The sequence below is a fragment of the Endozoicomonas sp. ALD040 genome, assembly GCF_049275945.1.
Lineage (GTDB): Bacteria > Pseudomonadota > Gammaproteobacteria > Pseudomonadales > Endozoicomonadaceae > Endozoicomonas_A.
Window position 1 is genome coordinate 6,274,958 of the sequence record NZ_CP184829.1, and the last position, 12,412, is coordinate 6,287,369.

At 50.5% G+C, this 12,412-nt stretch carries 9 protein-coding genes; 3 read left to right on the forward strand and 6 right to left on the reverse strand.

The window, feature by feature from the left end:
* Nucleotides 1-171 precede the first annotated feature (171 nt).
* Nucleotides 172-2,763 (forward strand): bifunctional aconitate hydratase 2/2-methylisocitrate dehydratase, encoded by a 2,592-nt coding sequence (gene acnB / locus ACOJUN_RS22935; RefSeq protein WP_422134170.1) that lies wholly within the window; start codon nucleotides 172-174, stop codon nucleotides 2,761-2,763.
* A gap of 32 nt (nucleotides 2,764-2,795) precedes the next feature.
* On the opposite strand, the gene ACOJUN_RS22940 is transcribed toward acnB, so the two are convergent.
* The gene (locus tag ACOJUN_RS22940; RefSeq protein WP_422134171.1) at nucleotides 2,796-3,050 is read right to left on the reverse strand and encodes a hypothetical protein; all 255 of its coding nucleotides are present in this window, start codon (nucleotides 3,048-3,050) and stop codon (nucleotides 2,796-2,798) included.
* Between the two features lie 249 nt (nucleotides 3,051-3,299).
* On the opposite strand from ACOJUN_RS22940, the gene ACOJUN_RS22945 reads away from it, so the two are divergent.
* Nucleotides 3,300-4,478 (forward strand): macro domain-containing protein, encoded by a 1,179-nt coding sequence (locus tag ACOJUN_RS22945; protein ID WP_422134172.1) that lies wholly within the window; start codon nucleotides 3,300-3,302, stop codon nucleotides 4,476-4,478.
* A gap of 2 nt (nucleotides 4,479-4,480) precedes the next feature.
* Here the strand turns inward: ACOJUN_RS22945 and ACOJUN_RS22950 are convergent, their stop codons facing one another.
* The 4 genes from ACOJUN_RS22950 to ACOJUN_RS22965 all read right to left on the reverse strand — a co-directional run bounded on the left by ACOJUN_RS22950 (nucleotide 4,481) and on the right by ACOJUN_RS22965 (nucleotide 9,682).
* Nucleotides 4,481-6,484: a transglutaminaseTgpA domain-containing protein gene (locus ACOJUN_RS22950; protein WP_422134173.1), complete on the reverse strand. Its 2,004-nt coding sequence runs from the start codon at nucleotides 6,482-6,484 to the stop codon at nucleotides 4,481-4,483.
* Nucleotides 6,474-7,466, reverse strand: a complete 993-nt coding sequence (locus ACOJUN_RS22955; protein ID WP_422134174.1) for a DUF58 domain-containing protein — start codon at nucleotides 7,464-7,466, stop codon at nucleotides 6,474-6,476. Before ACOJUN_RS22955 ends, ACOJUN_RS22950 begins: the two co-directional genes overlap by 11 nt.
* A gap of 5 nt (nucleotides 7,467-7,471) precedes the next feature.
* Nucleotides 7,472-8,371, reverse strand: coding sequence for an AAA family ATPase (locus ACOJUN_RS22960; protein ID WP_422134175.1), 900 nt, complete (start codon nucleotides 8,369-8,371; stop codon nucleotides 7,472-7,474).
* A 114-nt stretch (nucleotides 8,372-8,485) separates the two neighbouring features.
* Nucleotides 8,486-9,682, reverse strand: a complete 1,197-nt coding sequence (locus tag ACOJUN_RS22965) for an O-succinylhomoserine sulfhydrylase (RefSeq protein WP_422134176.1) — start codon at nucleotides 9,680-9,682, stop codon at nucleotides 8,486-8,488.
* A gap of 367 nt (nucleotides 9,683-10,049) precedes the next feature.
* Here ACOJUN_RS22965 and ACOJUN_RS22970 point away from each other — a divergent pair, with 367 nt between their 5' ends.
* A complete protein-coding gene (locus ACOJUN_RS22970; RefSeq protein WP_422134177.1) occupies nucleotides 10,050-10,838 on the forward strand; it encodes a 5'-3' exonuclease H3TH domain-containing protein in 789 nt (262 codons plus the stop codon).
* 54 nt (nucleotides 10,839-10,892) lie between these two features.
* Here the strand turns inward: ACOJUN_RS22970 and purF are convergent, their stop codons facing one another.
* Nucleotides 10,893-12,404, reverse strand: coding sequence for an amidophosphoribosyltransferase (purF, locus tag ACOJUN_RS22975; protein ID WP_422134178.1), 1,512 nt, complete (start codon nucleotides 12,402-12,404; stop codon nucleotides 10,893-10,895).
* Nucleotides 12,405-12,412 lie beyond the last annotated feature (8 nt).

A 12,412-nucleotide genomic window follows, 5' to 3' on the forward strand; every position in this document is an offset into this window, starting at 1 on the left:
TCCTGTTCTAGAGGAGGAGCAGAAGTATCCGGCAGAGCTTTCTTCTTTACCCGCCCAGCCATACCGTGCAGGACCTATATTCACAGGAACATCAGCAACTGTCCGCCCCATCACTGTAAACATTACAGCAAGGGTGAACGGGCAGGCCGCACAGATGATGAGGGTTGATCCGTGCTAGAAGCCTACAGAAAACATGTCGAAGAGCGTGCAGCAGAAGGTGTCCCACCAAAGCCATTAAGCGCTGAGCAAGTCACCGGACTGGTAGCCTTGCTGAAAAACCCACCCGCCGGTGAAGAAGAGTATCTGCTGGACCTGCTGGAAAACCGCATTCCGCCCGGCGTGGACGAAGCTGCCTATGTGAAAGCCGGGTTCCTGTCTGCCATTGCTACAGGTGAGGCAGAATCCCCACTGTTGGACAAGAAAAAAGCGGTTGAACTGCTGGGCCTGATGCATGGTGGCTACAACATTGAGACGCTGGTTGAACTGCTGGACAGCACCGAACTGGCAGAGCTGGCCGCAGAACAACTGAAAAGCACCCTGTTGGTGTTTGATGCTTTCCACGACATCGAAGAGAAAAGCAAGGCCGGAAACGCCCATGCTAAAGCTGTCCTGAAGTCCTGGGCAGACGCCGAATGGTTCACCCAGCGTCAAGCGGTTCAGGAAAGCATCAAGGTTGCCGTCTTCAAAGTGTCCGGTGAAACCAACACCGACGACCTTTCTCCTGCCCCTGATGCCTGGTCTCGACCAGACATTCCAGTTCATGCCCGAGCCATGTACAAAATGACCCGCGACGGTCTGGAACCTGAAGAGCACGGTGTTACCGGCCCTCTGAAGCAGATCGACGACATCAAGGCCAAAGGCCTGCCCGTTGCTTTTGTGGGCGACGTAGTAGGTACCGGCTCTTCCCGTAAATCCGCGACCAACTCTGTACTCTGGTTCTTCGGTGATGATATTCCGGGCGTACCTAACAAGCGTGCAGGCGGTATCTGTATTGGCGGAAAAGTAGCACCCATCTTCTTCAACACGATGGAAGATGCTGGCGCACTGGTTTTCGAAGCCCCCGTTGATAAGTTGGGCATGGGTGATGTGATCGAGATCCGTCCATACGACGGCAAAATCCTGTCCGAATCCGGTGAAGTACTGTCTGAATTTGGCTTCAAATCCGATGTCATCCTGGACGAAGTACAAGCTGGCGGCCGTATTAACCTGATCATTGGTCGTGGCTTGACCGACCGCGCCCGTGAAGCTCTGGGTCTGGGACATTCCGAGATATTCCGTCGCCCTGTTGCTCCTGAAGCCTCCGAGAAAGGCTTTACCCTGGCTCAGAAAATGGTCGGTAAAGCCTGTGGTGTTGAAGGCGTTCGTCCCGGTACTTACTGTGAGCCAAAAATGACCACCGTCGGTTCTCAGGACACCACGGGCCCAATGACCCGTGATGAGCTGAAAGATCTGGCCTGCCTGGGCTTCTCTGCCGACCTGGTGATGCAGTCTTTCTGTCACACGGCGGCTTATCCAAAGCCGGTTGATGTTGAAACTCACCACACTCTGCCAGACTTCATTATGAACCGCGGTGGTGTATCTCTGCGCCCGGGTGACGGTATCATCCACAGCTGGCTAAACCGTATGCTGCTGCCAGACACTGTGGGTACAGGGGGTGACTCTCATACCCGTTTCCCACTGGGTATTTCCTTCCCTGCCGGTTCCGGTCTGGTCGCCTTTGCTGCGGCCACCGGTGTTATGCCTCTGGATATGCCGGAGTCCATTCTGGTTCGTTTCAAAGGCGAAATGCAACCCGGCATCACTCTGCGTGATCTGGTTCACGCCATTCCACTGTACGGTATCAAGCAAGGCCTGCTGACCGTTGAGAAGAAAGGCAAGAAAAATGCCTTCTCCGGTCGCATCCTGGAAATCGAAGGTCTGGAAAGCCTGACAGCCGAGCAAGCCTTCGAACTGTCAGACGCTTCTGCTGAACGTTCCGCTGCAGGTTGTACTATCACTCTGTCTGAAGAGTCCATTGCTGAGTACCTGAAGTCGAATGTGACTATGCTGCGCTGGATGATCAGCGAAGGTTACGGCGACCCTCGTACTCTGGAGCGCCGTGCCCGCAAGATGGAAGAGTGGCTAGCCAACCCGGTTATGATGCGCGCTGATGCTGACGCAGAGTACGCTGAAGTGATTGAAATCGACCTGTCTGAAATCAAAGAGCCTATCCTGTGTGCTCCCAACGATCCGGACGATGCCCGTACACTGTCTGACGTGGCTGGCGACAAGATTGACGAAGTTTTCCTGGGTTCCTGCATGACCAACATCGGTCACTTCCGTGCAGCCGGTAAACTGCTGGAGCAGAACAAGGCCCCTCTGCAAACCCGCTTCTGGATGTCTCCTCCCACCAAGATGGACAAGGCCCAACTGGAAGAAGAAGGCTATTACAACATCTATCAGGACAGCGGTGTACGTACCGAAATCCCGGGTTGCTCACTGTGTATGGGTAACCAGGCACGGGTAGAACCCGGTGCTACAGTACTGTCAACGTCTACCCGTAACTTCCCGAACCGTCTCGGTGACGGGGCTAACGTATACCTGTGCTCTGCCGAGCTGGCTTCTGTTGGCGCGATTCTGGGTAAGATTCCTACAGCTGATGAGTACATGGAATACGCTCAAAATCTGGATTCCATGTCCAGTGAAGTCTACCGTTACCTGAACTTTGATCAGGTAGAGTCCTACCAGAAGGCAGCTGATGATGTTATCGCCAAAGCAAGCTGATCAGTAACCTGATTGTCCACCTGAAATCCCCGCTATTGTGCGGGGATTTTTTTAACAACTCGTTCCCACGTTCTAAGCTCGTCATTCCCGCGAAGGCGGGAATCCAGCGCCAACGGTGGATCTCTGCCTTCTCGGGGATGACAAGGCCAGGTGGGCACCGGGCAGTATGGTTCTGGTGGTGAGTCAGTGTGGATTCCCGCCTTCGCGGGAATGACGAGAATGAAACCGGGAATGACGAGAATGAAACCAGGAATGACGAGAATGAAGCCGGGAATGACGGGAGTCAACTCGTTCCCACGCTGGAGAGAGTTTTGCGACAGCCGCCATTGTGCGGGGATTTTTTTTACTAAGCCTGGTTGCCAGAGTGGGAAAATTGACAGCCTATTTCCAGCCAGCAGAAAGACTCGTCAGAAAGTCGATAACTTATCCGGCTGACGTTGTCAGCCAGCCTTGCCAGATACCTTTTAGCCTTGTAAATCCAGATCAGGAATGAACTGATTATACTGAAGACTATCAGTAGATTTTCTGGCTTATGCATGATTCCAACGTCTGACGTGTTCAGTTCGGCATCCAACTGGCAGATTTTCAAAAGCTGGGTAAAACACAAACTGCGCTCAGCCTTTACCTGGAACCGGAAAACCCGGGTACTGGAAGACCCTGCCGCCCTGCTCCAGGAAGCCAGAGCCAGGGGCGACAACCCTTATTCGCGCATAAGACTTCGAGACATCAAACGCCATGATAATCCCAGATCCCGGATTAATAGAGCCGCTCAACACTTCAGGAATGACTTTGCCCGTATTGGTATTGATGTCAGCTCAGTCACTGTAGAGACGGACCTTTTATCTGAACTTCAGAACAAACTGCTAACCCAAGCCAGGCGCCTTCAAATCAAAACCTACAAACAGGGAACGCTGGAAGACATGCAGGCTTTTTCCAAACTTGTGAACCAGGTGGGCGCCGCTAACTGGCCAGCTGTTTTGAATGATCTGACTCTGAGGCATCCTGCTGGAGAGGCTCACAAACTTGCCGATTTTGTCAGGCCTCTTGAGCTTCTTATCACTGCTTCAGCACAACCATCTACGGACACTCTGATGCAAACGGATGTCAGAATACCTGCTGACCAACTGCTAGGAAAAGAGGTCTTTTTGATGTCCGGGGATATCAGCCGAATGAATGAATTACAAACCCCGCCTATTCAAGCCATTGCCTGCCCGTACACCCCCAAGGGATCAAAAAATGAGACGGTTTTACTGAAGCAGCTTTCCGAAATTGATACCGGTTTGGCAAAAAAAGGTTTTTTGGAAGCTATTAAAAAGGTGCAACCAGGACTGGCCGTCATTGCACCCAGCCCTGCACTGCAGGACAGGGGCTTCAGTCACATGGTTCATGCCATGCTTCCACATGTCGATTCCGGGAATATTAATTCAGAGTTGGTCGCCGCCTACCAATCCACCATCGAAGCCGCTCACAGGAAAAATCTGTCGAGCATAGCCATCCCCATTTTCAGTTCTGAAATGAACCTTTCCCCGCAGCGAGCAGCGACCATCGTTTGTGTCGCTATCAGCCGTTACATGAGCAGCCATCCCTATGAAACCAGACCGCCCAAAGTGTATCTGGTTTGCCCCGGCACCGAAAAAGGTCAGGAAACCCAGCGATATATTAACCATTATCTGAGCCAGAAGATGCCAAAGCCACCCAAACGAGAAACTACCTAGCCCTAAAAACGGGTCAAAAGCCGCTTCAGCTCGTCCATTTCCGAATGCTTTTCTCCGTAAGCCGCTCGCATATAAGCCTCACAAAACGACATTACAGGTTCTGCAAGCGAGTCATCCGATTGGGAAATACGACGGGCAAAACTCAACTCTGCTTCACCCTTTCGAGGAACAAAGCCTCTTCTGGCCATTTTTTTCAGGAAGCGAGCATAGAGTTTCTGAAGCGGAGGCAGAGTCTGTCGGCGATACAGTAAAGTCAGGGACAGTATGGCCAGTATCACGCTTACCCCTATCGTCAGAGCCACCCCTTGTCGCCAATAAAAATCTTCATCACCCAACAGGCTTCTCAGAAACGCTTCCTGCTGATCCTGCTTGAAATTCACGACCGATCTCTGCCATTGATATTCTGCCTTCTCAAAGGCCAGCCTGACTCTGTTAATAATGCCTGAATCACGGTAACGATAGAGAGACAAAGGACTGTCTGGCAAAAAAGTTCCGGAGTTGCCAATAGCCGCTTCCAGACCCGCCTCTATGCGCTGGGGTGAAACTGCAGCAGTTGGATCAAACCTCTGCCAGCCCTGCCCTGCCACCCAGATTTCAGCCCAGGCATGAGCATCGAACTGCCGAACCTGAATCAGGTTATCAGCTTCCTTAAACTCTCCACCCTGATAACCGCCGATGACCCTGGCCGGAACACCCGCAGCCCTCATCAGATAAACGAATGCTCCGGCATAATGGGCACAAAAACCTCGCCTACCTTCAAACAGAAATTCATCAATCGTAGAGTTTTGATCGTACAAAGGCGGTGCAACGGTGTAGTAGAAATCATCCAGACGGAACAGCGACAGCAATCGAGCCGCCATTTTGACGGGATCCTGACCTGCCTGGTTGAACAGCCTGAGGGCATATTGTCGACTCCGGTCATTTCCAAAATCCGGAATCTGAGTATTCAAGGCAGCAAGCCAGTCAGGCATTAAGACAGATCGAGCCTGAGGCAACATCCCATCCAGTGAGTACAACAATCGGCTGTCAATCGGTCGTTCCGATGCCAGTCTCATTGTCCTGTATAAAAAGCTGTTTTCAGCCACTGTGCCAGCAGCTCCCAATGTATACATCCATGGTTTTCCGGTAGGCTCCATCATCACTTCATATTGATAGCTTCCCTGACGATTCTTCCACCAGCCTTCAATTTCAGGTTGCCTGCTGACCCAATCTTTCTGCGACATGGCGGCAACAGAAAAAGGCTTGTCCGTTTGCTTCCAGGTCTTGCCATCAAACTGATCCAGAACCACAGCCCGCCAGTATCTTTGCCGAGGTGGTGGTACATCACCAGCAAAGCGTGCCCGAAACACCAGCTCATCTGAACGACTGAGTCTTGCTATATCGCCTGGCGTCATGGCATCGGTTAAGCCAGTTCTGGCACTATTATCGGGAAGGGGTACTGACCAGAGCGGCCCCATCCGTGGCACCAGGACAAACAGGAGAATGGTTAAAGGAGCTGCCTGCAAAACAAGGAGGCCTGCAAACCTTATACTGGAAACAACAGGTGCCGCATTCGTTGATCGGAACAAGCCCTGCTGGGCAGCGATCAACATCACCAGACAAAACATCAGGTAGAGTGTTTGTAGTAACGACTGGGAGAAAAGAACGGCTGTCGCCACCAGAAAATAGCCGATGTAAACCACAATAAGCGCATCACGCTGGCTTCTCATTTCCAACAGTTTGAGTGCATACCCTGCTGCCAGAACAGAGACCGATGATTCCAGAGATATCAACGGCCTGAAACTGACTATCACCGTAACCAGTGCAATCAGAATCAGTCCCAGACGCAACAAAAAAGGTGGCCACTGCCCTCTACCCAGCAAAATAGTAATCCGCCAGCCTGCTGAAAGACAACCCAGTAAAATAATCAGCGTCGGAACTTGCTTCCAAATGGGCAACAGGACTGACAGAAGGGCTGCAGTTAACCACAGTGTTGAGGTTCTGCTCACCTGAGCATTACTCAGCACGACCACCTCCTGACTTTACACTGCCCGAAGCCCTGTCAGAGCCAGAAGCAAATAGAGCCAAAGTCTCAAGGCACTGTTTTAAATGCTTGCGCCCTCCATCGGCTGCCAACTCTGTCCCGGGAACAGACAAGCTGAAAGGTTTGTTAGTGGCTTCGCATCTCAGACACCATCCAGCCAGAACAGACAGTTTATCTTCAAGACTTACGCCGGGATTATGCTCCAGGGAGAGCTTAACCTGATGACCAATAGGCTCTTCAAACAGCTTGGTATTCAGCTCACTGGTTCTCGCATACCCTTTCCAGTCAACATGACCCGCAAGATCCGTCTCTTTAAAGCGGCGAAAGCCGGCAAAATCATCCTGCCCTGATCGTGTTTGGACACCGGTTTCCTCCCCCGCGCCCAGTAGGCTTGGAACAGGGTGGGTGTAATCAGGTCGGGGATAGATCAGTGTCTGCATTTCAAGTTGAACCCAGCTCCAGGCCCTGCAAAATCCCAGAGGATACAGGCTCTCGAGTCTCATCCTTCCCGGACGAAACCAGCCTCTGGATGTTGCTTTTACCCTCAGACTCACGTCCAGATCCGTTTCGAATGAATAGGTCACTTGCTCATTTTCGGGCCAGCCTAATCTCACAGATTGCCGACCCCGCCCACCTGTCTGCAATTGCAGATGAACGGGTATCAGGTCCCCAACATGTCCCGAACCGGCAGACTTTGAAATCAGAGTGATGCCCGCCAGATTTCTCCAGGTATGAAGAATGGACAGCATAAACAGACTGACCATAAAAAAGGACAGACCAAACGCCAGACTGTTAGCATAATTGGCAGCAAGAATAAAAATAAGGGCAGCAACAAACAGCCATGTGTAGCCCCCTTTTGTGGGCAGGATAAATATCCGTTTTTGATCCAGAGTCACCCGGGCAGCCGGAGGAATCCGTCGATCCAGCCATTGACGATATCGCCGTTTTACAGCGCCTTCTGACATACCCGTTAACCCATCACTTGAGTGCTAGTTAGCAACTCCCTGACCGATTGACCTTTTTCCTTTGCTTGTAATCGGTGATCGGCAACAGAGACAAACACAGCCTGAATATCCTCGGGAATAACATAGTCCCGACCTTCCATCCAGGCCCAGGCTTTTGCAGTCGCCATTAACGCCAGTCCCGCCCGTGGCGAGAGTCCAACATTGAAGCATCCCACTTCCCTGGTACGAGAAATCAGCCTCATGACATAATCCAATAACATCTCCCCGACATGTACCCGGGCTGATGCATTCTGAGCCTTGATCAATTGATCTGCATTAAAGATGACAGGCAGTGCATTCAGTTCTGCCCTGCCGGCTTCGCCTTTCAAAATGGCTTTCTCTGATTCAGGATCGGGGTAGCCCAGCTTCAATCTCATCAAGAATCGGTCAAGCTGGGATTCTGGCAGGGGAAAAGTGCCTTCCTGATAGACAGGATTCTGGGTGGCCACCACGAAAAAAGGTTCGGGCAGGGAGTGCGGCTGACCATCTACCGAAACCTGACGCTCCTCCATGGCTTCAAGCAAGGCACTTTGCGTTCTGGGTGAAGCCCTGTTGATTTCATCCGCCAGCAACAGCCGGGAAAAAACCGGCCCGGGGTGAAAAGCAAAGCTGGCACTATTTTTATCAAAAACAGTGACCCCGATAATATCAGCAGGTAGCAAATCACTGGTAAACTGCACTCGCTGATAATCTAACCCCATGACCCGCGCCAGTGCATGAACCAGCGTTGTTTTACCCATGCCGGGCAGATCTTCGATGAGCAGGTGGCCCCGGGCAAGAAGACAACATACCGCAAGCCGAATTTCCTGATCCTTGCCACGGATAATCGTATTCAGCGCATGAATACATTGATTGACTTCATTCATTGATTGGGAACCATTCTTATTATTTTGAAGACTTTGCTTTTTTGTACTCAAGGCTGTTTTATCGGTCAATCGACACAAAAGAACAGAATTCCTTTTCTGTTCCGGGGGGCTTATTTAAAGTTGAGCTAATCCTTTTTCCAGATCAGCCTTGAGATCTTCAAGGTTCTCAAGGCCTACAGCCACCCTGATCAGATTTTCGGTAATACCGGCTCTTGCTTTGTCTTCATCAGAAAGACGACAGTGCGTTGTGGTGGCCGGATGGGTGATCGTTGTGCGGGTATCACCCAGATTAGCGGTTCTGGAAATAAAGGTTACCGCATCCATCACTTTCCAGGCCTGCTCTCGACCGCCTTTGACTTCAAAGGCAAGAACACCGCCAAAGGCTTTCTGCTGCCGTTTTGCCAAACTATGACCGGGATGAGACTCAAGACCACTGTAGTGAACCTTTTCAACAGCAGGATGCGCTTCCAGCCATTGGGCCAGAGCCATTGCATTGCGGCAATGAGCATTGACCCTGAGATTAAGTGTTTCAAGGGACTTGTAGAAATTCCAGGCATTAAAAGGACTCATTGAAGCACCAGCCGCTCGTTGCCAGAGATGCATCTCACTGATCAGTTCCTTGCTGCCGACAGCTACTCCCCCCATGCAGCGTCCCTGACCGTCGATAAACTTGGTGGTAGAGTGGACGACAATATCTGCCCCAAGCTTCAGAGGCTGCTGCAGAGCCGGTGTACAGAAACAGTTATCCACCATCAATAAAGCATCATTCTCATGAGCAATGGCGGCCATGATTTCCAGATCCACTACTTCGCCCAGAGGGTTTGAAGGCGTTTCCAGAAATAAAAGACGTGTTTCAGGACGCATTGCATCTCGCCACTGCTGGTAATCCGTGAAATCAACAAAAGTGGTTTCTACGCCAAATTTGCCCAGGTATTTGGCAAATATGGTGACCGTCGTACCAAAAACACTGCGAGAGCAAATCACATGATCACCGGCTTTCAACAACCCCATGCACATACCCAGGATAGCCGCCATGCCTGAAGAGGCGGCACAGGCCAACTCTCCCCCTTCAAGGGCCGCCATACGCTCTTCAAACATTTTTACTGAGGGGTTGGTATACCGTGAATAAACATTGCCCTGTTCATCTCCGGCAAAAACAGCCTGAGCCTGCTCAGCACTGTCATAAGTGAAGCTGGAAGTCAGATAAATAGCTTCGCTGTGCTCTCTTTCACCACTGCGTATGACGCCAGTCCTGATAGCCTGAGTTTCAAACGCCCATTGATCCTGATTACTCAATTCGTTGTCTTTCATTTCTGGTCCTTTGTACCGCTGAGGGCAGTTTACCATGAATAATATTTTGTTCTGCTATTCAGATATTACGCTGCATTTTTTTCACTCATGGCTGTTTCTGAGCCTACAATTCCAAGGCTTCGATTATATGTCATGCTGAGGTTTTCTACCCGGCCTGAAAGAACCTTGAGTCTGACATATCCCGGATGGCTGAGATGCCAAAGATAGCGAAAAAAACCGGCGGTTGACAGTAGAAATAACCACCCTCACTGCTCGGTTTTAGAAAGATAAAAGAAAATTCCCGGCCCCTGAATGTGGTAATCTGGGAACACGATTATTAAATGTTTAGTGTTGATTTATACATCCATGGCTGTTCAGGAAAAACAGAATGCGCCCTCACCTGCTTTTGATTGATGCTCTGAATCTTATCCGAAGAGTACACGCTGCTGTCAGGGCCCCGGATGAAAACAGCCAGATAGACGGAGCAATTTCAGCTACCGTTGCTTCGCTAACTCGGGCCATTAAGGAAACATCGCCAACGCATTGCCTGATGGTTTTTGATTGCAACCCTCCGACCTGGCGACATGAGCTTTTTCCTGACTATAAAAAGGGTCGCAAGCCCATGCCCGAAGCACTGAGAAAAAGACTTGGCGACTTTAACAGAGCTTTTCTGAAAATGGGGGTAAAAACATTCAGAAAAACAGGTCTGGAAGCGGATGATGTCATTGCCGCTATAGCCTCCAAGGCATCAAAAGCCAACGCCGAAACCACCATCCTTTCAACCGACCGTATTTTCCTGCAACTGTTGAATGTTCCGCAGATAAAACTGCGTGATCATTTCCAGAAGATTGATTATCAGGGAGAGAGTGTACAGAACCTTTACGGCTTCGGGGCTGAAAAGCTAACCCAGTTCTGGGCAATTGCCGGTGTGGGCGATGTGCCCGGCGTTCAGGGTGTAGGCGATAAGGGAGCGACCTCCCTGATTCTGGAACATCAGGAAATAAGCAATATCTTTTTGTTGGGAGAGGAGGCTAAAGGGGCGGCGGGAAAAGTAGTGAAGCAGAAAGAACAGGCATTGTTAAGCCTGAAATTGGCAACTTTGGCTTGTGATCTTGAGATTGGGGTGAGGATGAAAGATTTGAGGTATGAAACTGTATCTAAACCAGACCCAGCTTAGCCCCTGTTAGCAAAGCTAACAAGGGCTTGGTAACTGGCGCTGTTGAGGGATAAATCAGGCAAGCTCTTCATCATTGTGAAGGTCAATGATCGAATCACTTCCTTTATTCGCCCGGGTTTGTTCGTTCCTGCTGGCAGCAAGACGACTGAGGTATTCACTGTCGATACCGCCAGCAATGTATTTACCATCAAAAACAGAACAGTCGAAGTCGGTAATCTCGGGATTCAACGAAGAAACAATTTTCTTCAGATCATCCAAATCCTGGAAGATCAGACGATCTGCCCCGATTTCCTGCTCAATTTCCTTATCTGTCCGATTGTAGGCTATGAGTTCTTCTGATGTCGGCATATCGATCCCGTAAACATTGGGGTAACGAATCGCAGGGGCAGCAGAGCTAAAATAGACTTTCTTTGCACCACTGTCTCTGGCCATCTCGATGATCTGCTGACAGGTTGTGCCCCTGACGATAGAGTCATCCACCAACAGCACATTCTTGCCTTCAAATTCCTGACGTATAGCACTGAGTTTTTGACGAACGGACTTCTTGCGGACCTCCTGACCAGGCATGATAAAGGTTCGACCGATATAACGGTTTTTAACAAAGCCTTCTTTGTAAGGAAGCCCCAACCGGTTGGCAATCTCCAGTGCCGATGTTCGGCTGGTGTCAGGAATAGGCATGACCACATCGATATCGTGCTCTGGCCACTCTCTGAGAATCTTGTTGGCCAGGATCTGCCCCATTCTCTGATGCGCCTGATAGACCGAAATACCGTCCACAATTGAGTCAGGCCGAGCGAGATAGACGTATTCAAACATACATGGGTGCTTGGTGCCCTCGACACACTGGAAAGTGTGCAGCTGATTGTTTGAGTCTATAAATACGGCTTCGCCTGGTTCAACGTCACGGATCACTTCAAAACCAGAGGCACTCAGAGCGACGGATTCAGAAGCCATCATATACTCTGTACCTTTCTCGCTTTCTCGCTTACCGTAAATCAGGGGGCGGATACCATAAGGATCACGAAAACCAATGATACCGTGACCATTGATCATAGCAACGACAGCATAACCTCCTTCACAACGCTCATAGACGCGACGAACCGCCTGAAAAAAATCTTCCGGACTGGGCTGCAACTTGCCAGACTGCTCCAGTTCATGGGCAAATACATTCAACAGAATCTCTGAATCAGAGCTGGTATTGATATGACGAAGATCTGCTTCAAAGAGCTCTTGCTTGATGCTCTGGGCATTGGTGAGATTCCCGTTATGGGCAAGGGCAACCCCGTAGGGAGAGTTCACATAGAATGGCTGGGCTTCGGCTGAGCTCGAAGTCCCTGCAGTAGGATACCGAACATGAGCGATGCCCATATTCCCTACCAGTTTTTTCATATGCCGGGTTCTGAAGACATCACGGACCAGCCCGTTATCTTTTCTCAGATAAAAATGCCCTCCCCCCAGAGTGACCATTCCGGCTGCGTCCTGCCCCCTGTGCTGAAGCACGGTCAGCGCATCGAACAACAGCTGGTTAACATTCACTGTCGCCGAAATACCGACAATTCCACACATTTATCACA